Below are 21856 nucleotides of genomic sequence, written 5' to 3'. Positions count from 1 at the left end.
CAGTCATGGTTCGGATATTGCGGGGCGACACGCTCGCCGGGCAGATGAGCGACGACCTTGCCGCCGAGGTGGCGGCCTTGGTCGCGGCAGGACAGGACGTGCCGGGGCTGGCCGTGGTGCTGGTCGGCGAAGATCCGGCCAGCCGGATCTACGTCGGCCGCAAGCGCAAGGCGGCGGGCATGGCCGGGATTCGCTCGGCCGAATACCGCCTGCCGGCCGAAACCGGGGAAGCGGCCCTGCTCGACCTGATCGCCGCGCTTAACGCCGATCCGGCGATCCACGGCATTCTTGTCCAGCTCCCCCTGCCCCGCCACATCGACGCGGCCCGGGTGCTCGACGCGATCGCGCCGGAGAAGGACGTCGACGGCTTTCACCCGGTCAATGTCGGCCGCCTCTCGACCGGCAGCGGAGCGGGCCTCGTGCCCTGCACGCCGCTTGGGTGCATGATACTGCTCGAACAGGTGATCGACGATTTCCGGGGGCTCAAGGCGGTCGTAATCGGTAAGTCCAACATCGTCGGCAAGCCGGTCGCCCTGCTGCTGCTCGAGCGCGAGTGCACCGTGACGGTCACCCACATACACACCCGCGGCCTGCCCGAAATCGTGCGCAGCGCCGACATCGTGGTGGTCGCCGCCGGTTCACCGGAGCTCGTGAAGGGGGACTGGATCAAGCCCGGCGCCGTGGTGATCGACGTCGGCATCAACCGCGTCGTCGACAAAGACGGCATTTCCCGGATCGTCGGCGACGTCGCCGCGCAGGAATGCGGCCATGCCGGGGTTCTTACCCCGGTGCCCGGCGGGGTCGGGCCGATGACCATCGCCTGCCTGCTGCGCAACACCGTTGATGCGGCCAGGGCGAAGGAAAAGGCGGCGCGAATGCTACTCGTGGGGCAGGCACGCGCCGTGCCCGCCCCCTCCCTGTCCGTCTGATCAGAGCGCGAGCTGCTCGTCGCATTCCTTCGCCTTGATGCGGGCCAGCGCCAGGTTCGACTTCGCCTTGTCGAGCACGAGGTAGAGGAAGATCGACGGGCGCTCGGCCAGCGGGCGGATCACGTGGTACTGCGAGGACAGCGTGATCAGGATGTCGTCGATCGAGTCCTTGAGGCCGAGCGACTTCATGGTCTTGAGCTTGGCGCGGACCACTTCGGTATTGCCGGCGCCGGCAACGTCGAGATCGAGGCCCGTGCCTTCCTTGCCCAGCACCATGCCGGACTCGCTGTCGACGATGGCGGCAGCCTTGGCGCCGTCGATCGACAGCAGGTTGCCGAGGGTGTCCTTGATATTGGCCATCCGGTAGTTCCTTCAACTTGTGCGGTGGGGGGTGTCGCTCGCCGGGCTCCGCCGTCCCGGCAAGGTATTACGCTGCTTCGGAAAGCGGCATTTCGCTCATCGCCGCGGCGGCCAGACGGGCCACCGAGAGGGCCTTGCCGACCGTCTCGGCCGCATCGAAGCTGGCGGCGAGAACCAGCGGCGCGCCGGGCACACGCAGCTGGATCATGTAGCCATTGTCGCCGGCGATGATCAGGTAGCCGCAGGCGCCGATCTGGAGGTCGCGCGCCACGGCATCGCCCAGCGCCTGCATCGAACTCGCATCGCTGCGATGCGGTTGTTGGCGGAAAAGTCGGAGCGCAGCCGCGTCACCTCGAATCCGTCGTCGGTGAGGAACGTGGCATAGGTAAGCGACTTGGAAGTCTCGGCCAGATCGCCGAGCACCTGATCCGCATGGGCAATGATGGCGGGATCCTTGTGCAACTTGACGGTCATGCCACCTGTCCTGTGAGAGCGCCGCTCAGGCTGCGCATTTCAATGTTGGCGATCAGCGAGAGCAGGCAGGTGCGCATGTGCGCCCCGCTGCGCGCATCGACGGTGAAGACCGGGACCAGGCTGCCCGGCAGCGCGGCCTCGATCGTCCGCGCATAGTCGGCCAGGCTCGGCCCGGCGGTCACGTCGGTGCGGGTGATCCCGACCACGACCCCGCCGGTGCGGTGCAGGTCGCCGAATTCCTCGAGGAACTCGGTCAACTGGGCCAGCGGCGCGGCTGCATCGGCGTTGAGCAGGAGCACCAGGCCCATGGCCCGTTCCTTGAGCACGCTCCACATGAAGTCGAAGCGGCGCTGGCCGGGAATGCCGTAGAGCCGGACCTTGTCCTCGTCGCCGATGGTGATCTCGCCATAGTCGAGCGCGACGGTGGTGGTGTCCTTGTCGGCGGTTTCGCGGTCGGTGTTGGCGGCCTCGGTCGAGACGACCTCGATCTCGCTCAGCGAGCGGATCGCGGTCGTCTTGCCCGCGCCCATCGGTCCGGCGAAAAGAATGATGTGTTCGGCCATGGCGATCAGAGTCCGAATTTCTGGCGCAGCCGCGCGAACAGGCCGGCCTTTGCGGCTGGCGGCTCCTGACCGGGCGGCGGGCTGAGGGCGACGGGCGGCGCGGAAACCTGCGGACTGGTCTGAAGCAGGCCCATCAGGCTGTAGGCATTGATCATCCGCTGGGCGCTGTCGAACGGCGCGCCGCAGGCCCCGGCCAGCTCGCGCGGGTTCATGTAGGCGTTGCCGATCATCGCGGTCATCCGCATGTGATCGAGCTGGTAGGCGATCTCGGTGAAATTGGGCCAGCGCTGCAGGCGATAGCGGTCTTCCGGATGCAGCCAGGGCGCGGGCGCGCCGTCGAAGGCATTGTAGCCGACGAACCACAGCAACTTGTCGAGCGGCTGGCCCGGCAGGGCGAAAGACGGCGGCCAGTCCGGCGGCGGGCTGACCGTGCGGATCGTCACCTGGCGCGGAGCGGCGGGCAGTTCCTCGATCGGCGCGGTCGAGCTGAACGCGCGGTAGCGGAAATCGGCCTGGACCAGCGCATTGCTGGCGATCGAGATCTCGGCGATCACCGGAGCCGAGTTCTGCATGATCGAATAGAGCGTCAGCGCCGTTTCCGCCCAGGCCCCGAGGGCCGGATCGCCCCGCGAGACAGGAGCCGCGAACGGCGGGGCAGGATGGCTCAGGAACTGGCTGGTCTGTGATGGGGCCGGTTTGCGCAGGGCGTCGAGCTGAGCGCGCCAAGGCATGCTGCCGTCCTCGGCATAGGGCCCCGGCCCGGCCATCGCGGGGCGCGCCGGCGCTTCAGAAGGCATGGCGGCGAAGCTGGAGCCGGCAAAACTGGTCTCGTGCCGATCGGGCAGGGGCACGGCGCGCTTCACTTGCAGCCCGCTGCGCACCGGCGGGGCCAGTGCGGCCAGCCGGCGCCGCGCCGCCTCCAGCAGGTTCATCAGGCCAATAACGCTGACCGGGCTGCGCAGGCCCAGCTCGCTCGGTCCGGGTAGCTCGTTCTCGCCGATCAGCCGGGCGACCAACTGGTGCTCCTGCCACGAACCCGCCGACGGGCTGCCGACGATCATCAGGTCCGCCCCCTCGGTATCGAGCATCAACCAGCCGGGCGAACATTCCGCGGTCAGGGTTTCAAAGGCCTCGGCGATGGCCGCCCGCTGCCCCGGAGCGAGGTTCACCAGGCTCATCGTGTAGGTTGTGCTACGCATGATCGTCGCCTGCCTGAGCTGGTCCCGCAAGGCACCGCGCAGCCCCGCCTCAACCAAATTTCGTAAACCGGCAGTCCGCAAGATTCCGGCCGGCAGGCTTAACTTGTCGGCTGAATCGTAAGAAATACTTCTACTGAGAAGTTAACCGAATTTAACTTTAGTAATGATTTCAACCACCTTTAACTCAGGCGAAACCATGTTCCGTAATCCGAAATAGAACCTGTTTGGCAAGATGCCGGGCACGGTCCAAGGCCGACCTGCCTCGTGCCGCTTGCCCGCACAAACAGGAACGCCACCCGCACCGAGCGGGTGGCGTGGGGCGACCCGGTGGCAGGCTCGTCAGAACTCCGCGCCGATGGCGAGACCGTAGGTGCGCGGCGCTCCGGAATATCCGTTGTCGCCGCTATTCGAGGCACCGATCTGGCTGCGGTAAAAGGCGTTGGTCAGGTTGCGGCCCCAGGCACGAACATAGAGATGCTCGTCCGGATGATGCCAGGTGAGCGAAGCCGAGACCGTGGTAAACGAAGGCTGGACCACCCGTTCGTCCGGCGTGCCGACATAGCCGCCATTGTAGTAGACGTTGCCGGCCAAAGAAAATTTACCCACAGCCGTCGGTATGTCGAGATTCCCGCCAAGGCTCAGGGTGAACTCCGGCGTATTCTGCAACTTCTTGCCCGAGGCATCGCCGCGCAGCAGGCAGTTGCCGCCGGTTTGGGCCAGCGGTGACCCGAAGGTGCCAAGGCAGGCGGTGTTGGCCACGGTCTGTCCGGTCACGCTGTCGACGTAGGTGTAATTGGCGGGACTGAAGGTCGATGGCACGGGATAGGGGATCGAAATCACCGCATCAGTGAAGCTCTTGTAGCGCGCGTGAATCCAGTTGAAGCCGCCGAAGAACTGGAGATTGTCGGAAACCTTGACCGAAATGTCACCGTCGATGCCATAGATCTTCGCACCCTTGGCATTGTAGATCAGCTGGTTGCCCGAAACGATCTGCATGACCTGCACGGTCGATTGATCATTATAGTAGCCCGAGAGGTTGACCCGCACCTTGCGGTCGAGAAGATCGGACTTGATGCCGACCTCGAAGGCATCGACCAGTTCAGGCCTGAGCGTCGGAAGGGTCCCGTTGACCAGCGACGGGCCAAAGCCGCCGGCGCGGAAGCCGCGGTTGTAGCTGGCATAGGCCAGGAGTTCCGGCGAGAAGCGATGATCGAGCGACACTTTCCACGTGGCGTTCCGATTGCTCAGCCGCGACGGCGTATAAGGAACGATCGTCGACGTGCCGGTGATGCTGCTGTAGTTGACCCCATTGCCCGCAAACGAACGCTTGTCGCTGGTGAAGCGCACGCCTGCGGTCAGGTTGGTGGAAGCCCCGAGCTTGTAGGTTCCCTCGGCAAAGGCTGACCACGAATCGAGATCGACCCGGGTGATGTTGTCGATATAGCCCGACGGGCCGACCACGCTGGCGATGGCGAAGCCTTCGGTGCGCGAATAGGGCAGCTGACCTGCATTGGTGTGCATGTAGAAGCCGCCCAGCAGCCATTTGAACGGACCGGCATCGTCCGAGACGAGGTTCACTTCCTGCGTGAACTGCTTGTCGAGCTGGTTGAAGGTGATGACCAGCTGCCGAACGTTCGTCCCGTCGGGATCGAAGGCGGTCGCCAGTTCGCTGCGGCGATAGGCGGTGATGCTCTTGAGCGACATGGAGACCAGTTCCTGATCGATCGTCAGGCTGGTCCCCCACTGGCGCGCCCGCAGCTTGGGATCGAAATCCGAAATGATGTCGCGCTCGGGATTGCCGCCCGCCGCACGGATCGTGGCGGCGACATCCTGCCCCAGCGTATTGCGGCCGAAGTTGATGAAGGCCGGATCGGCACCGTTGCGACCGTTGAAATCGCCCGAAAGCAGGATCTTGGTGGTCTCGCCCGGCTCGAACAGCAGTTTGCCGCGCATTGCCCAATCGGTGCTGGTCTGAACGTCGCGGCCGGTCGTGATGTTACGGCCAAAGCCCTTATCGCGGTTCTCGTACTGGCCCGACAGGCTGAATGCGACCTTTTCGGACAGGGGTCCGGAAAGGAAAGCGCCGCCGGTCATCGTCTGGTAATTGCCGTAGCCAAGCTCGGCCTTGCCGCGCCAGTCGAAGGTCGGGCCCTTGGTTGAAATCTGCATCAGGCCGCCTGTGGCGTTGCGCCCGAACAGGGTGCCCTGCGGGCCCTTGAGCACAGCCACCTGGTCAACATCGAACAGCGACTGCAGCACGCCGATCGAGGCGCCATAGTAGACCCCGTCGACATAGACCGCGACCGGGTTTTCCACGCCCGGCCCCTGCCCGGTGGCGCCGATGCCGCGGATGCGCGGCAGGCCGAAGCCGCCGACCGCAGTGGTGACGTTGAGTGCGGGAACCGCGGCACGCAGGTCCTCCGTGCCGGTGACCCCGGCCGAAATGACCTTGTCGGCGCTGAGCGCGGTGATCGCGATCGGCACGTTCTGGGAATTTTCTGCGCGCTTCTGGGCCGTGACGATGATCTCGCCGAGGCCGCTGTCCTCAGCCCCCTGCGTCGGCTGGGCCATGGCCGGCGCAGCGATGAACGCGGCGAGCGCAGCCGCCATGGCAAGGCCGCTCGCTCGCGGCAGCAGAATCCCGCTGTTCATTGGTATCTCCCTATCAGATCCCCTCGGCCGGGTGCGTTCCAGCGGCCGGTTCGTTTTATTCTGGAGCCAAGGCTATCGAAGGGAGACCGCAGGAGCGATAGCCCGGGCCGCAAAGGTCTGTCGCGATTTTCGGGACAATGCCGGCGGCCGTTCGGAAACCGCAACAAAGCCTTTCGGCTTCGCAGCTTTGCCTGGCGCCCAGTCGCCCCTAGTCTCGCGGCAACTGCGCCGATGCGCACAAAGGGACCGAGGGCATGTCAATCAAGGCCGATTTCACACAGGGTTTCGTACGCAATCATTGGTATGCCGCCGCCTGGGCGGGTGAAGTCGGCGAACGGCCGCTGGCCCGGCGCATTCTGGACGAGCCCGTCGTCCTGTTCCGCACGCCCGATGGCGGCGCCGCCGCGCTGGAAGACCGCTGCCCGCACCGCCTCGCCCCGCTCTCGCTTGGCGAATGCGCCGACGGGGGACTGCGCTGCGGCTATCATGGCATGGTATTCGGCGCCTCCGGGACCTGCATCGGCATTCCGGGGCAAGACACGATCCCGCCGACCGCCAAGGTCCGCGCCTATCCGGTGACTGAACGCTACGGCCTCGTCTGGGTCTGGACCGGCACAGGCGAACCTGACGCGGCGCGGATGCCGGTCCTGCCGGGCTATGGCGAGCCGGGCTGGGCGGTGATGGATAACGGTTACCAGCGGCATGGCGGCAATTATCGGATCGAGATCGAGAACCTGATGGATCCGGCCCACACCACCTTCCTGCACAAGGAAACCATCGGCAACCGCAACCAGAAGGACGTGCCGGTACAGGTCTCGACCGGGGAACACGGCCTCAGCGCCTTCCGCTGGATCGAGAACGTGCCCGCCAGTCCGCTCGACCGGCTGAGCTTCGACTTCGGCGAGGGCAAGGTCGATCGCCGGGTCGCCTTCAACTTCGAGCTTCCGGCCACCTCGTTCGTCGATATCGCGGTGATCCCCGCCGGCATGGAGCGCAGCGAGGGGAACCTGCTGAACGGCGGCATCCGCACCTTCAGCTACAAGTTCCTCACCCCCGAAACGAGCCGCTCGACCCACTTCTTCTGGCTGCACCTGCGCAACTACCGCCAGGACGACGCCGGCTTCGAGGCAGGCCTGCGCGCCGGGCTCGAAAAGACCTACGGCGAGGACAAGGACATGATCGAGGCGATCCAGCGCGGGCAGGAGGAAACCGGCCTGCGCCAGCGCACCGCGATCGCGATCGACCGCGCGCCAATCATGGCCCTCAGGATGATCGACCGCATGATCGCCGCCGAATCCGGGGCTCCGGCCGTTCCGGCCGAGGCCTGAAACGGCCCCGCCGGGCCGCCCTCAGCGGAAGCGGCGCGGGTCGGACAGCCACTGGTCGAGGTGGTCGTAGACCGTCTTGACCGTGTCGCCGAACTGGCCGGGGGTCTTCTCGCAGGCCTTGCACGGGGTGTACACGTGGGTTGCACCCTCGACGAAAGCGAGCTGCTTGTCCTTCGCGGCAGAGCGTTCGTAGATCGTCTCGGCGGCGAGGTATTCCCAGCTTCCCGTCATGCCCATGACCAGCGTCGGCGCGGCGATGTGCGCGACGTTGCCGGGGGTGAGCGCATAGCTCGATTCCCAGTCGATCCCGTGGACGCCCTCGGCGTCGTAGCCGAAGTCGGGCGAGACGCGCAGGGCGTAGGAATTGAGGAAGCCCTTGACCGTGGTCTTGACCGCGCCGCGCATCGAGGGGGTGAAGGTCTGGGTGTTGGTCGGCACGCGGACCGAGGGGACGACCTCGGTGACGATCGAACCGTCAGGCTTGATCAGCGGCCAGGCCTTCTTCGTGTGGGCCATCAACGAGATGTCCTGTGGGAACAGCTTGTTGTTGAAGCCGAGCAGGGTGGCGCCGGGAACGACGAACAGCTCGTCATCGGCAAAGCGGCCCTTGCCTTGCTGGATGGCCGCGAGGCGGGCCTGGGCGGCGGCGGTGAGGCGGGTGATCCGTTCGGCCACGGCGCCCTGGAAACGCTGGATGAAGGCCGCCGGATAGCGCGAGCCCTTGGGGTCGAAGCCGTTGGCCGGGTTGAACAGGTCGAGCCCGGGATCGACGACCTGCCCGGTGCTTTCGTCGACAACGGCGGGGTCGATGCTGAGCAGGCTCATCGCCGCCACGCCCCAGTTGGAATCGACCGACATGAAGCCGTCCGCCTTGGGCAGGTCGGCCAGTTCCTTGCCGCACTTCCAGACCTTTTCCGCGCCGGAGCAGGCGGCAACTCCGCCCTCGGCGATCATCTGGTAAGCGCTCATCAGCGTGGCGCCGCCGGAATGGCCGAACAGGACCACGGTCTTCACGCCCGGAACCTTGCGCAGATATTCGACGGCCAGCTTCGCCTCGGTCAGCGAGCGGTCTAGAGTGCCTTCCTCGAAGGCGCCGGACTTGGACTGGCTGTTGTTGGCGCAGAGCACCCGGTAGCCGCGCTTCGACAGTTCGGTGCAGGAGGAGTGTTCGAGGTAATCCCCGTTGGAATGCATCGACAGCACAGCGATGGCATTCTTCGGGCTGCGCTTGACCGGCTCGTAAAGCACGGCGGGAACGCCCTGCGCGAGGTGGACGAAGGTGGTCTTGACCGGCGCAGCCGGGGCGGCGGCGGCGGGGGTAGCCAGCGCCGCGAGCGCGGTGCCAAGTGCCAGGGTTACCGTTGCGAACCGCTTCATTTTTCCGCCTTCCCACTGCGACATATCGGGGCCGCAGATAACCCGGCGTGGAGCCGGCGGGCTATCGAATTCGGGCACGGGTCTATCAACTTTTGCGCGCCGCGCACCTTGCCGGTTCCGATGAGACCGTGAACATTATCAATCGCCACCCGCGGCGCGTCGTCGCCTAGACAGCCCGCCACAGTGCGGCGCCGCAGGCGCGAACGGGAGACAGGACGATGGCACGAGCAACCCGAATGAAGGCGATCCTCGGCGTGATGACCGCCGTGGGGCTTGTTCTCCCCGCCTTCAGCCCGGCCCTGGCTGATTCCACTGCGGCTGAAGCCTTCCGCGCCGGCGCCGCCAAGGCCGTGATCACCCCGCCTGCCGCCTCCTTCCCGATCTCGTCGCCGTCCTCCCCGCGCGACAAGCCCTTTGTCGGCATTCACGACGATCTCTTCGCCCGCGCACTGGTGCTGGAGGAAGGCGGGCGCCGGATCGTGCTGGTCAGCCTCGAGGTGACCACGGTGCCGCAGCAGGAGAAGCTGATCGCGGCCGTAGCCTCCGCCGCCGGGGTTCCGGCCAGCCAGGTGCTGGTCTTTGCCACCCACACCCATTCCAACCCGCTGGTCTTCTTCCACGGCAACCAGCCGACCGCGCAGCAGCAGGCCGAAATGGCCCGCACGCTGGACCAGGCCGTGGCCGCGACGCGCGAGGCCGTGGCCGGCCTGCGCCCGGCGAAGATCGCGTTGGCCCGCGGCGCGTCGATCGCCAACGTCAACAACGGCGAGGGCAAGGGCCTGACCACCAAGCACGATGCCGCCGGCGTGGTGGATCACACGCTCGACGTGGTGCGGGTGGACGGAACCGACGGCAAGCCGCTGGCCCTGCTGGTCAACTACCCCACCCATGCCGAAGTCATGTTCCGCAGTGTGACCAAGGATGGCGGGCTGGAAGTGACCGGCGACATTCCGGGCGCGGTTTCGCGCCTGCTCGAAGGATCGGTGGCGCCGGTCGTGCTCTATTCAGCCGGGGCCGAGGGCGACCAGCAGGCGATCTATACCTCGCTGGTCCCGGCCGTGGCGCCGCTCCCCGCCGTCGACGCGGGCGCCTCGGGCTGGGCCCTGCTTGACATGCAGGCCCGCCGCATCGCGCTCGACGCGGTCGACGCCCTTGCCAGGGGGCCGGCGCCGCTGGCCACGGGTTCGCTCTCGCTCGCCAAGGGCGCTGCCACCTGCCCCGGGCAGAAGCTGCGCCGGGACCAGGCCACCGGCAAGGTCACCACGACCGCGACCGATCCGGTCGCGATCCCGGTGGCCCTGCTCAAGGTGGGCGACTTCGCCCTTGCCGGGGTCGGCGCCGACCTTGGCGCGGCGCTCGGCAAGACGATCCGGGCCGCCACTCCCAAGCGCAAGACCGTGCTGGTCTCGATGATCGCGGGCGACGTCGGCTATGTTCTGCCGGATGACAGCTATCCGGCCATGGGTCACGGCGTGATGGGCTCGCCGGTCAAGCCGGGCTGCGCCGGGCCGGCCCTCATCAAGGAACTGGGCCGACTGGCCTTGCAGCGCTGAGCCTTCGCGTCACAGCGCGAAATCGGCCTGGAGCCAGAACTTGGTCCAGCTCGTGCCCGGCACCGTGCCGTCGAAGTCCGAGACCTTGAACAGCAGCGTCGCCCGGCCCAGCGGCAGGGCGAGCGCGGCCTCGATCCCGGTGCCGTAGGACTGGTCGCTCGCCGCCGCGGCGAAGCGGTGCGCGGTGACCGAGGCGATCGCGGTTCCCGCCAGCGGCACGCCGGTCACCCGGTAGGACAGACCGGCCCAGGTGTCGCTCAGCCCGGCCGCGGGGGTGATGATGTACTGGTCGAAGCGCGGCTGGTTGGCGGCGGGGCGCTGGAAGGCGTGAACCCCGTCGCTGCCGAGCCGCTCGCCCCCGGCGGTCACGGACAGCTTGCCGAGCGAGAGGCAGGCCTCGGCAAATAGGTAATCCACTCGGTAATCCGCCGGATTGTCAGCCCAGGACGACTGGCTGGCCCAGATGGCCGCGAGATCGAGTTTCGCATTGCCCGGGAGCTTGAAGGCGGCATTGGCACGCAGGCCCAAGGTCGCCGCATCGGCCAACTGGGCCGCCTGTCCGCCAATCTGCTCCTTCGCGTCATAGTCGAGCAGGTAGGCAAAGGTCTTGAGCCGGACCGGGCCGGCGGTCACCCCGGCGTTGAGGAAAACCAGTCGGCCGTCGTAGGCCATGCGCTCGCCCGCATCGCGGCCGAAGATGGTGCGCTGGCTGGTGGCATAGGCGAGATCGAGGCTGAGCGGACCAAGCTTCGCCTCGGCGCGCAGGGCATCGAAGGTCTGCTCGTTCTGCCGCCAGCCGGCATTGCCGACCAGCCGGGCATCGTCCATCACGATCCGCTGGCGGCCGAGGGTGACAGTCAGCGCGCTGGAGCGGTACTGCAGTTGCAGCCGGTTGAGTTCGAGCGTTTCGGGATCGGCAACCAGGGCATATTGGACACGGCGCTGGCTGCTGAGGACAGCGAAGGGATAGGCGTTGTAGGCACTGCCCAGCGCCAGGGTGCCCTCGCCCTCGACCAGCAACGACAGGCCGAAGGGACTTTCGGCCGTGAGGCCCGGCCGCAGCCGCAGGGTGACGGAATCGGCCGAAAGCCCATCCTGACGGACCAGTTCGGTGCGCAGCCGCCCATCGAGCGAGGGACCAAGGCGCCATTCGCCGGGCGCCGCGGGCACGGGCGCGGCGGGGGCCTGTTCGGCGTGGGCCGGCGCGGCCAGCGCGAGGGCAAGCGCGAGGGCCGCGAGCGCGGGAACCAATCGGGGCGTGATCGTCTTCATGCCTGCCGCTGTCGCACCATGGCTCTGCGCAGAACTTGATGCCGATCAAACGCCGCGGTCGTGATTTGTCACAAAGTGTACGCGAATGCGCGAGGGTTCAGCCGGCGCCAGAAATCGGGGAAGGTCGGGAAACCATCGCGAGCGATCGGAAATGATCCCGCCGCGCCCCTTCAGGCTCGACGCGCGGCCGCAGGGTTGATAGCGGCCGGAAATGAACCCGGTCACGCACCCCCTTCAGATGTCGGATTACCGCCGCTTTGCTTCGGCCAGGCTCCTCGGCGTGCTTGGCAACAACGCACTGGTGATCGTGCTCGGCTGGGCGGTCTATAGCGAGGCGCGCGAAACCATGGGGATCGAAGCCGCCTCGCTGCGGCTCGGTCTGATCGGCGCGGTGCAGTTCCTGCCCTTCTTGTTGCTCAGCCCGATCACCGGGGTAGTGATCGACAGGTTCGACCGGCGCGACGTCGTGCGCCTTTCCCTGATCGCGCAGATCGCCTGCGCCGGGGTGCTGGCCGCAGCTTCGCTCAGCGGGACGATGACCCTCTACCTGCTCTATGCCATGGCAGCCGGAACCGCGGCGGCGCGGGCCTTCTACATGCCGGGAATGGGCGCACTTGGCCCCCTGATCGTGCCGCGCGAACACTTGCCCAAGGCGATCGCGATCAATTCGATCGCGGGGCGGACCGGCGGCATCCTGGGTCCGGTGATCGGCGGTTATGCCTATGCGATCAGCCCGGCCGCGGCCTATCTGGTTACGACCGGCCTGCTCGGCCTGGCCTTGCTGTGCCAGTTGCTGATCCGTGCCCAGGCGCGCGGCCAGAACCGGGCGGTGGGCAATGCCTGGCCGCTGCTCAAGGAAGGGATGGTCTACGTGCGCGGCAACCGGCTGCTGCTCGGCGCGATCAGCCTCGATCTCTTCGCCGTGCTGTTCGGCGGCGCCACGGCCCTGCTTCCGGCTTTTGCCCGCGACGTGCTTCACGTGGGAGCGGAAGGGCTCGGCCACATGCGCTCGGCCACCGCCGTTGGCGCACTGGCGACGGCTGCGTTGATGAGCTGGCGGCCGGTGCGGCGCAATGTCGGGCCCGTGATGCTATGGGCTGTGGCGGCGTTCGGCCTTGCCACGGTAGGTTTCGGCCTGTCGCGTTCGTTCGCGCTGTCGCTGGTCTGCCTCGCGGCCGTGGGCGCGGCCGACATGGTTTCGGTCTACGTCCGCCAGTCGCTCATCCAGCTGGCCACGCCCGACGAGAAGCGCGGCCGGGTCGGCGCGATCTCGACCCTGTTCGTTTCGGCTTCGAACGAATTGGGCGAAGTGGAATCGGGCCTGCTGGGCGCCGTGCTGGGTCCGGTCGGCGCGGTGGTTCTGGGCGGGATCGGCTCGATCATGATTGCGGGAGCCTGGACCCGGCTGTTTCCCCAGCTGGCCGCGGTGAAGACCTATCCCGAGGCCGATGCGGTGGAAGAAAAAGCGCCCGGCCCGGTGACGGCGAACAAGTCCGCCTGACACCGGGCCGGGAGGCTCATCCGAGCCCGAGGTGGAAGTTCGTCAGCCGAGCTTCGCGTGGAAGAATGCCGGCAATTCGGTCCAGTGCCGTTCGGACTGGACCGGGTCATGGACCGGCATGTCGGTCGGCACCCAGCCGTGCTTCGCCGGCCAGGTCTCGACCCGGTGCTCGACCCCGGCATCGCTCAGCGCCTGTTCCAGCCTGGCCTTCTGGGCATCGTCGAAGTTCGCATCCTCGATCGCCCCGGCGACGAAGACGCTGGCGCGGATCATCGGGGCATTGCGGTGCGGGCTCGACGGCGTGTCGTTGGCAAGGCCGCCGCCGTGGAACGAGGCAACCGCGGAAACCACGTCGGGGAAGGAGCCGGCCGCGATCATCGCAAGGCGGCCGCCCATGCAGTAGCCGGTCACGCCAATCGGGCCCTTGCGCACGTCGGCGCGGGCCTGCAGCGCGGCGTAGAAGGCGGGGAAGTCCGACTTGAACGCGGCCGGGGTGACCTTGGCCATGTACTTTTCGCGGTGTGCCTCGCGCAGGTCCTTGTTGGTGAAGACCACCTTGGGATCGATGGGGTCATAGGCCCCCGAGCGATAGAACAGGTCTGGCAACAGGACCACGAAGCCTTCCTTCGCGAGCCGCCCGGCCATGTCGTGAACCGCGGGCCGAATGCCGGGGCCGTCCATCAGCAGGATCACGCCGGGCCACGGGCCCTCGCCGCTTTCGGGCGTGTAGATCCATGCCGGACACCGCCCCTCGGCGGCCGCGATCGTCAGTTGTTCCATTGTCATTCCTTACCAGGCTTCCTGAGTCGCATAGAAGCGGCGCCAGAAATCGACCTTCGCCGGGCTCTCCGCAATGGGGGTCGGTTGCCATTTGTGGCCAAGTTCCATCGTCCGCTGCAACTGCGGATCGAACTTGGGCCAGGCAGGCAGGCCCTTGCCATTGGGGTTCAGGGTCTTGATGAAATTGGCCCAGTAGGAAGAGGCGCGATCGGCAACCTCGCGGTCCTCTGCGGTCCACGGCCGGGTCCTGGGCTGAAGATTGCCGAGGGCATAGGGAATCTCCGCGCCGTGATAGGCGCCGCGGATATGCGCCTCCGGGCCCGGCGGGGCCTTGGTCCAGAAGTAGGTGAAGACCGGCAGGCCGGTGCCCTTGATCCATTCACCCGCCCACAGGAACGTGGTGACGCGGTTGTTGTCACGCGCGGCCTCGCTCGCCATGCGGGCGGCTTCGTCGTCGTTCGTGGCGGGGTAGAGGCGGAGGAACTCGTCCGCCATGGCCCCGAACTTGCCCTTGGCGAAGGCCTGGTATTGCGCGAGGTTCAGCACCACCTGCGGCGCCCCGGCGCGCGGTGTCATATTGGCGGCGCGCAGCGGAGCAATGGCGGTCTCGGGAATGCCGCCGGTCTCATCCGAATTGTTGCCGGTAACGATCACCACCTTGTTCTGCGCGCGGGCGGCAAGGCTCTGCGAATAGTTGCGCGGCAGGACCCAGCCATCGATCACCGGGCGGAACAGCGGCGGTTTGGCCGTGGTCCCGGTCTCGACCGCCATGTCCGGCACGGCGCTGCCCTTGATCAGCTCTTCCCACGGCATGGCGCGCAGGTCGGCCAATGACTTCGCGCCGTGAGCGGCGGCATAGGCCTCGCCCGAGGCCTCGGCATTGGGCAGGGTGCGGTGCGAGACGGAGAGGAAACGCAGGTCCGGGTCGCTCGGCCAGCGCGAGTGGCTTTCCGCGATCCCGGCACGGAACAGGCCCTTGGCCAGCGGCGACATGCTCATGAAGCCGACCGAGCCGGCCCCGGCCGACTGGCCGGCGATGGTCACGCGGGCCGGATCACCCCCGAAGGCGGCGATATTGGCGCGGACCCACTTGAGCACGGCGACATCGTCGAGCAGCCCGTAGTTGCCCGAGGCGTTGTGCCCGGATTCGCGGCTCAACTCCTTCGTGGCGAGGAAGCCGAGGACGCCGGTGCGGTAGTTGAAGGTGACGACGACCACGCCCTTGGCGGCCAGGGTCTCGCCATCGAACTGGGGATCGGCGCCGGTTCCCTCAAGGAACCCGCCGCCATAGATCCAGACCAGCACGGGGCGCTTTTCGCCGCTGCGCGCCGCGGTCCAGACGTTGAGATTGAGGCAGTCCTCGCTCATCGCATAGCCGCGCATCTGCGGGGTCTGCGGCTGGGGACAGACATTGCCCGGCTTGTCCGCCTTGCGCACGCCGCGCCACGGCTGGACCGGGATGGGCGGTTTCCAGCGCAGCGCGCCCACCGGGGCGGCAGCATAGGGGATGCCCTTGAACACGCGAACCGACGGATCGGTGCCGCGATAGCCCTCGACCGCCCCGCTGCCGGTTTTCACCAGCAGCGGAGCGGCGGGGGCCGCCGTCACGGGGCCTGCGATAGAGGAGCAGGCCGCCGCGACAGCGATCAGACCGGCGGCGACATTGAGGTTGAGACGCCGCATGTCAGGTCAGAACTTCACGCGCACGCCAGCGGTGAAATAGCGGCCGATCGGATCGTCGCCCACCGCGAAGCCGCCGAAGCCGCCCGCACCGGTGCCGGTGTTGGTCTGGTTTCCGATCGGCGGATTGACGTTGAACAGGTTCTGGATGTTGATGAAGAACTCGCTCTGCTCGACGAGACGGCCATCTGGGACCTTCCACGACAGGTTGAGCGAGGCCTGGCCATAGGCCGGCATCGTCCCCTGCCCGGCGACGAAATTGTCGGTCGGATTGCCGCTGATCTTCAGCTTGTTGCGCCAGCGGTACATGACGTCGAACTTGAAGCCGTCAGTAACCTGATAGCTCATGATCCCCGTCACGCGCCACGACGGGCTCGCGATCAGACCGGTCGGGCCGAAGGCCACGCCGCCCTGATCCAGAGTCGTCGTGCCGGGCTGGATGTAGCGGATGTGCGGCTGCCAGGCAGCCAGAGCGCGCAGCATCAGCGGACGTCCGCCAAGCTGACCGGCATAGTTCGCCTCGAAGTCGAATCCGTAGGTTTCGACCACCGAGAGGTTGACCGGACGGACCAACCACGACGTGACCGCACCGGACGAATTGCGCACGATCAGGTCGCAATAGAGCTGGATCCCCTGGTCATAGCAGCCCTGCTGGATGGGCTGCTGGAACCCCTGGACCGTGGTGATCGCGTTCTTGATCTTGATCCGGTAGTAGTCGACCGCAAAGCTGAAACCGGGAGCGAAGCTCGGCTTGTAGACCGCGCCGGCCGTCAGCGTATTGCCGATTTCCGCCGTCAGATTGGGGTTCGACTGGTTGACCGAGGGCAGCTGACCGGGTGCCGGCACCGGCGACCCAGCCTTGAGATCGTTGTTGTTGACGATCACCACCGAGGTCGGCGCGAACAGGTCGTTCAGCGTGGGCGCCCGGATGTCGCGCGACAGCGTGCCGCGGAAGCGCAGGTCGTCGGTGACCTTCCAGTCGGCACCGAGCTTCCAGGTCCAATATTCGCCGACCGTGTTGTACTTGGTGTAGCGGACCGCGCCGTTGACGTCGAACGACTGGATCAGCGGCACGTCGCGCAGCAGCGGCACAGTAGCTTCGGCCGCCACTTCCCACACGCTCTGCGAAATCTTCGGGCTCGCCGGGAAGGTCTGGCGATAGAGGATCGTGCCAGCACCGGTCGCGGGATTGAAGGGCGTGCAGTTCAGAACGCCGCCGGTGCTGGTCGGCGGGCAGACCGCATACTGGGTCGGCGTCGCCTCGCTTTGCGAGCGGAAGTCCTGGAAGCGCCATTCGCCCGAGAGCGCGACGTTGACCGGGCCGGCCCAAGTGTCGAACGGCGAGCCGCTGATGTCGGCGGTCACGTCGTGCTGGCGGGTCCAGGCGACATAGTTGGTATCGTCAAGGATGTAGTCGAGCGCGGCGGCGCTCGACGAGGTCGGTCCGAACACGTTGAGCGGCTTGCAGTCGGCATAGGCCGCGGCGGTGGCCGACTGGGTGGCGGCATAGCAGGTCGGGGTCGAGCCGACGAGGACCGAGTCGAGCGAGGCAGCCAGCTTCTGGTTGTTCACGTTGTTACGCAGCAGGGTCTCGAGCTTCGAGGTGCCGCGCGTGTAGGCGACGTTCCAGTCCCATTCCGCGACCTTGCCGGTCAGGCCTCCGGCGAACATGTACTGGGTGGTCACGGGAATACCGTTGAACCGCTCAGCCTGGGCCAGGGTGCGGCTGAAGGTAAAGGTCGATGCCGTCATCTGCGACTGGTAGGCCGGCAGAAGGAAGGCATTGGCCCGATTCATCGTGACAGCCGAAAGCTGGATGTCGTCAGCAAAGAACGAGTTGCGCTTGTAGTTGTAGCTGCCGATTGCCCAGAACTTGACCGCATCGCTCAGTTCGTAGTCGAACCGGGCGAAGGCCTGGTGCGTACGCTGGGCCGACTTCAGCGAGTTGTCGGCGTAGCCGCCCGCGCCGCCGCTCTGGATACCGCTGGTGCCGGTGGCCGTACCATTGGCAAAGGCGCTCAGCGTACCGTCGGTGGCGAAATACTGACCGGCAAGGCCGCAGGCCGTACCGCAGCCGATGATCCGTCCGCCGAAGGGGAAGTTGGCCAGAGTGGTGTTCTCGATCAGCGTCCACGGGTTCGCGGCGGAACCGGCAGCGGCGGTCGAGCCCACCACCGAGGCGACCACGGTCGGACGAGTGAACCAGCTACGATCCGAACGGCGCAGAACGCCGGTATCGTCGCGGAACTCGTAGCTCATTTCGAAGTGGCCGCGATCGCCAATCTTGGTTCCGGCCGCGATGCCGAGATTAACCTGGCGGCCATCGCCGTATTGCGAAATGCCGGCCGATGCCGTGGCCTTCACGCCGTTGAAGTTCTTGTTGGTGATGAAGTTGACGACGCCCGAGACGGCATCGGAACCGTAAACCGCCGAGACGCCGCCGGTGACGGTATCCACGCGCTCGATCAGCATCTGCGGAATGACGTCGGCATCGACGATGTTGGTGAACGACGAAGGCGGAACGCGGCGGCCATCCATCAGCACCAAGGTGCGGGTGGCGCCGACGTTGCGCAGATTGAGCTGGGCCGCGTTGCCGTTGCCGCCGCCGACGCCGCCAGTGGCCGACGGGTTGGTGGTCTGCCCCCGCGAACCGGAGAAGACCGGCAGGACGTTCAGCGATTCGGTGATGCTGGTCGGCCGCACGTCGGTCAGCATGTCCTTGCTCACCACGGTAACCGGGGTGGGGCTGTCATTGCCGTTCTTGGTCGTGCGCGAACCGGTCACGACGATGTCTTCGCTCGGGGCAGCTTCAGCGGCAGCCTGGGCGTGGGCAACCATCGGGCAGGCGAACAGCGACGCACCCGAAAGCAACGAGAAGATATAGTTTTTCTGGGACACTAACGTCCTCCCTGTTTGCGCCGCTCTTTTGGCGGCATTCGTTTGCGACGGGGCGCGTTCTTGATGTCTTGAGACGCCCCTGCGCGCCTAAACCATAGCTCAAGGCGGCACGCTCTATCAAATCGCGATTGCCGGGTATAAATAAGCCGTCTTCGTGGCCGCCGCTGCCGCGGGCCGGATGGACCGACCCTTGCGCCGAACGACCGATTTCCTATCTGCATTGGCCAACTACCAATGAGGCCTGCTAGCAGCCCTTGCGCATAGCGCGCGCGTGTAAATCATGGGCTTGCCGGGCGCGCTGCTTGCGGTCGGCCAACGAAAGGGATTTCAAAATGGAAGGTGCCTATCTGATCGGTGCCCGGCGGGTAACCGGTGGCAAGGCGTTCCGCGGCCTCGACGCCGCGACCGGGGCAGAGCTCGCGGGCGATTTCCCGGTCACCACGGCCGAGGATCTCGAGACGGCATGCCGCCTCGCCGATGCGGCCTTCGATACCTATCGCGAAACCGCGCCGGCCGCGCGCGCCGCCTTCCTTGAGGCCATTGCCGAGGCGCTGGAAGCGCGCCGCGAGGCGATCGTCGAACGCTGCATGGCCGAAAGCGGCCTGCCCGCCGTGCGCCTCAATGGCGAACTGGGCCGCACCACGGGCCAGCTGCGCATGTTCGCGCAGGTCGTGCGCGAGGGCGACTGGGCCGATGTCGTGATCGACAAGGCCCTGCCCCAGCGCGAACCCCTGCCCCGCCCCGACCTGCGCGCCCGCCGCATCGCGGTTGGGCCGGTCGCCGTGTTCGGCGCTTCGAACTTCCCGCTCGCCTTCTCGGTCGCAGGCGGAGACACCGCTTCGGCGCTGGCCGCCGGCTGCCCGGTCGTGGTCAAGGCCCACCAGGCCCACCCCGGCACTTCGCTGCTGGCCGGCGAAGCGATCCAGGAAGCGGTCGCCAAGTGCGGCCTGCCCGAGGGCGTGTTCTCGCTGGTCTATGGCCCGGGCAACGAGATCGGCACCGCGCTGGTCCGCCACCCGGCGATCCGCGCGGTGGGCTTCACCGGCTCGCGCGGCGGCGGCACGGCACTGATGGCCGCGGCCGCGGCTCGGCCCGAGCCGATCCCGGTCTATGCCGAGATGTCGAGCGTCAACCCTGTGATCCTGATGCCGGGCGCGCTGGCCGCCAATGCGGAGGGGCTGGCCAAGGGCTATGTCGCCTCGCTCTCGCTGTTCGCGGGCCAGTTCTGCACCAATCCCGGCATGGTCTTCGCCCTTGCCGGCAGCGACGTCGACGGCTTCGAGGCAGCCGCCGCCGAGGCGATGGGCAATGTTGCCCCGCAGGTAATGCTGACCAGCGGCATCCTGAGCGCTTACGAAGGCGGCAGCGCCAAGCTCGCCGGGGCGGGCAGCGTTACCGAGGTGGCCCAGGGCCAGCCCTCCGGGGAGCGCACCGCCGGGGCACGCCTGTTCGCCACCGACGCGGCCAGCCTGATGGCCGACCCGGCCCTCTCGCACGAAGTGTTCGGGCCGAGCTCGCTGGTCGTGCGCTGTGCCGACATGGCCGAACTGACCGCGGCGATCGCCGACATGGAAGGCCAGCTCACCGCCACTATCCACGCGGTCGAGAGCGACCATGCCAGCCTCGCCCCGCTGATGCCGCTGCTCGAGCGCAAGGCCGGGCGCATCCTGTTCAACGGCTGGCCGACCGGGGTCGAGGTCTGCCGCTCGATGGTCCATGGCGGGCCCTTCCCCGCCACCAGCGATCCGCGCACGACTTCGGTCGGGGCCATGGCGATCGAGCGCTTCCTGCGCCCGGTCTGCTACCAGGCCGTGCCCGATACGCTGCTGCCGGCGCCGCTCAAGGAAGCCAACCCGCTCGGCCTGCCGCGCCGCGCCTTCGATTGATAATAGGCCTCCCGGGGCGCCGGCCAGCGCCGCCGCCCCGGGCAGGTTGAAATGGAAGTGGGCTCAGGCGGCCCGGCGCGACTGCTCCTGCATCGGCAGAAGGCCGGGCATTTCGTTGCACACCGTCTCGCGCAGCAGGTCCAGGAATGCGGCGTGCGCGCGGGTCGGCAGCCAGTCATCACGCATGGTGACGCCGATTTCGGGCGTGGGGCGGATCGGCCCATAGTCCAGCCGGGCAAGCCCCGGCGGTTCCTGCGCGATCTCGTACGAGGTCATCAGCGTCAGCCGGTCGCTGCGTTCGATCAGGTGGCGGATCACCGGCAGGGCCGAGGTCGCGACCGGCGCCCAGGCGGGGCGATGGCCGGCGAAGAGCTGGTCGAAACAGGCGCGGCGGCTCGATCCCGGCCCCCCCACCAGCCACTCGTGATCGGCCAGGTCGTCCAGCGTGATCGCGCTGCGCGAAAGCAGCGGATGACCCTCGCGCGCGACGATCGAATAGGGCGTGGAGGCCAGCGGCGTGCGGGTCAGCCCCGGTTCGACCTTGCCCGGCAACAAGCCGACCACGAGGTCGACATCGCCCACACCCAGTCGCCGGATCAGTTCAAACGCGCCTTCGTTGCGCACCACCACCTGCACTCGCGGCTCCTGCCTCAGGAACCGGTCCAGCACCGATGCCAGCAGGACATTGCCGCCCAGCGGCATGGCCCCCACCGTGATCTGCGCGGCACCATCCCCAAGGGCCTCGTGCAGCTCCTGCACGCCCCATTCGATCTCCTGCAGGCACAGCTTGAGCTGCTGGCCAAGCTGGATCGCCTCGATCGTCGGCAAGGCGCCGGCAGCGGTGCGGTAGAACAGGGACTTGCGCAGATTGCCTTCGAGATCGCGCGCGGCGCGCTGGAGCGTGGCGAGCGACAGGCCCAGCGCATCGGCTGCGGCCTGGAACGAGCCGAGGTCGACGATCGCGATCAGCGCGCGGACCTGCGAGCGGAGCAGGCGATTGGCGACGATCTTGGCACCGGGCATCGCCCCTTCGACGCCGAACTGGAACAGGGCCGACTCGAGCCGCTCGGTGAAACGGGCAACGCGGCGGTAAAGCAGCTCGCCGGCGGGATTGAGATAGGAGCCCGAGGCGCGCCGCTCGACCAGCCGGGCACCGACCAGCGCCTCGAACTTGGCGAGGGCCTGGGTCACTGCCGGCTGTGATAAATTACAGTCCTCCGAGGCCCGCCGGACAGAGTTCAGCCGGCCGATCGATTCGAACAGTTTGAGCTGCTTGAAACTGATCGCCTCAATCTGAATTTGATCGCTTTTCTCGTGCATTGAACCGCTCCCTGAGCGCGGGGCGATAGCACGTTGCTTATACATATTCAAAAGTCGTTTTGTATCAGCTTCGCGACAAGCCGC

Annotated in this window: 17 protein-coding genes; 5 read left to right on the top strand and 12 right to left on the bottom strand. The window is 67.0% G+C overall.

The window, feature by feature from the left end; translation table 11 throughout:
- Positions 1-5: 5 nt before the first annotated feature.
- Positions 6-929, top strand: coding sequence for a bifunctional 5,10-methylenetetrahydrofolate dehydrogenase/5,10-methenyltetrahydrofolate cyclohydrolase (locus tag H7F51_RS10780; RefSeq protein ID WP_185664315.1), 924 nt, complete (start codon positions 6-8; stop codon positions 927-929).
- Here H7F51_RS10780 and H7F51_RS10775 read toward each other — a convergent pair whose 3' ends face one another.
- The 6 genes from H7F51_RS10775 to H7F51_RS10750 form a co-directional block, all read right to left on the bottom strand.
- Positions 930-1289 carry a hypothetical protein gene (locus H7F51_RS10775; protein ID WP_185664314.1) on the bottom strand — a complete coding sequence of 120 codons (360 nt, stop codon included), beginning with the start codon at positions 1287-1289 and terminating at the stop codon, positions 930-932.
- Positions 1290-1356: 67 nt separating this feature from the next.
- On the bottom strand, positions 1357-1560 hold the full coding sequence (locus H7F51_RS10770; protein WP_185664313.1) for a hypothetical protein: 204 nt from the start codon (positions 1558-1560) through the stop codon (positions 1357-1359).
- On the bottom strand, positions 1521-1763 hold the full coding sequence (locus H7F51_RS10765) for a hypothetical protein (RefSeq protein ID WP_185664312.1): 243 nt from the start codon (positions 1761-1763) through the stop codon (positions 1521-1523). The genes H7F51_RS10770 and H7F51_RS10765 overlap by 40 nt, the downstream gene beginning before the upstream one ends.
- Positions 1760-2326, bottom strand: coding sequence for a GTP-binding protein (locus H7F51_RS10760; protein WP_185664311.1), 567 nt, complete (start codon positions 2324-2326; stop codon positions 1760-1762). The genes H7F51_RS10765 and H7F51_RS10760 overlap by 4 nt, the downstream gene beginning before the upstream one ends.
- A gap of 5 nt (positions 2327-2331) precedes the next feature.
- On the bottom strand, positions 2332-3525 hold the full coding sequence (locus H7F51_RS10755; RefSeq protein ID WP_185664310.1) for a hypothetical protein: 1194 nt from the start codon (positions 3523-3525) through the stop codon (positions 2332-2334).
- A 339-nt stretch (positions 3526-3864) separates the two neighbouring features.
- Positions 3865-6177 carry a TonB-dependent receptor gene (locus H7F51_RS10750; RefSeq protein ID WP_185664309.1) on the bottom strand — a complete coding sequence of 771 codons (2313 nt, stop codon included), beginning with the start codon at positions 6175-6177 and terminating at the stop codon, positions 3865-3867.
- A 254-nt stretch (positions 6178-6431) separates the two neighbouring features.
- On the opposite strand from H7F51_RS10750, the gene H7F51_RS10745 reads away from it, so the two are divergent.
- On the top strand, positions 6432-7505 hold the full coding sequence (locus tag H7F51_RS10745) for an aromatic ring-hydroxylating dioxygenase subunit alpha (protein WP_185664308.1): 1074 nt from the start codon (positions 6432-6434) through the stop codon (positions 7503-7505).
- 21 nt (positions 7506-7526) lie between these two features.
- Here the strand turns inward: H7F51_RS10745 and H7F51_RS10740 are convergent, their stop codons facing one another.
- Entirely contained in the window at positions 7527-8882 is a 1356-nt protein-coding gene (locus tag H7F51_RS10740) for an alpha/beta hydrolase family protein (RefSeq protein ID WP_221774098.1), read from the bottom strand.
- Between the two features lie 218 nt (positions 8883-9100).
- Here H7F51_RS10740 and H7F51_RS10735 point away from each other — a divergent pair, with 218 nt between their 5' ends.
- Positions 9101-10435, top strand: a complete 1335-nt coding sequence (locus H7F51_RS10735) for a neutral/alkaline non-lysosomal ceramidase N-terminal domain-containing protein (RefSeq protein WP_185664307.1) — start codon at positions 9101-9103, stop codon at positions 10433-10435.
- A 9-nt stretch (positions 10436-10444) separates the two neighbouring features.
- Here H7F51_RS10735 and H7F51_RS10730 read toward each other — a convergent pair whose 3' ends face one another.
- Entirely contained in the window at positions 10445-11707 is a 1263-nt protein-coding gene (locus tag H7F51_RS10730; RefSeq protein ID WP_185664306.1) for an alginate export family protein, read from the bottom strand.
- Between the two features lie 211 nt (positions 11708-11918).
- Between H7F51_RS10730 and H7F51_RS10725 the strand changes: the two genes are divergently transcribed.
- On the top strand, positions 11919-13208 hold the full coding sequence (locus tag H7F51_RS10725) for an MFS transporter (protein WP_185664305.1): 1290 nt from the start codon (positions 11919-11921) through the stop codon (positions 13206-13208).
- A 42-nt stretch (positions 13209-13250) separates the two neighbouring features.
- On the opposite strand, the gene H7F51_RS10720 is transcribed toward H7F51_RS10725, so the two are convergent.
- From H7F51_RS10720 to H7F51_RS10710, 3 genes are read right to left on the bottom strand one after another with little or no spacing between them, the layout of a single operon-like run.
- Positions 13251-13988: a dienelactone hydrolase family protein gene (locus H7F51_RS10720; RefSeq protein ID WP_246448173.1), complete on the bottom strand. Its 738-nt coding sequence runs from the start codon at positions 13986-13988 to the stop codon at positions 13251-13253.
- Between the two features lie 9 nt (positions 13989-13997).
- Positions 13998-15671: a carboxylesterase/lipase family protein gene (locus H7F51_RS10715; protein WP_185664303.1), complete on the bottom strand. Its 1674-nt coding sequence runs from the start codon at positions 15669-15671 to the stop codon at positions 13998-14000.
- A 6-nt stretch (positions 15672-15677) separates the two neighbouring features.
- Entirely contained in the window at positions 15678-18566 is a 2889-nt protein-coding gene (locus H7F51_RS10710) for a TonB-dependent receptor domain-containing protein (protein ID WP_185664302.1), read from the bottom strand.
- 332 nt (positions 18567-18898) lie between these two features.
- On the opposite strand from H7F51_RS10710, the gene H7F51_RS10705 reads away from it, so the two are divergent.
- The gene (locus H7F51_RS10705) at positions 18899-20452 is read left to right on the top strand and encodes an aldehyde dehydrogenase (NADP(+)) (RefSeq protein ID WP_185664301.1); all 1554 of its coding nucleotides are present in this window, start codon (positions 18899-18901) and stop codon (positions 20450-20452) included.
- Positions 20453-20515: 63 nt separating this feature from the next.
- Here the strand turns inward: H7F51_RS10705 and H7F51_RS10700 are convergent, their stop codons facing one another.
- Positions 20516-21772, bottom strand: coding sequence for a LysR family transcriptional regulator (locus H7F51_RS10700; RefSeq protein ID WP_185664300.1), 1257 nt, complete (start codon positions 21770-21772; stop codon positions 20516-20518).
- Between the last annotated feature and the right edge of the window lie 84 nt (positions 21773-21856).

The organism is Novosphingobium flavum (assembly GCF_014230315.1).
Classification (GTDB): Bacteria; Pseudomonadota; Alphaproteobacteria; order Sphingomonadales; family Sphingomonadaceae; genus Novosphingobium; species Novosphingobium flavum.
The sequence above is the reverse complement of the archived record's forward strand: the minus strand, read 5'-3'. Positions and strand labels throughout refer to the sequence as shown.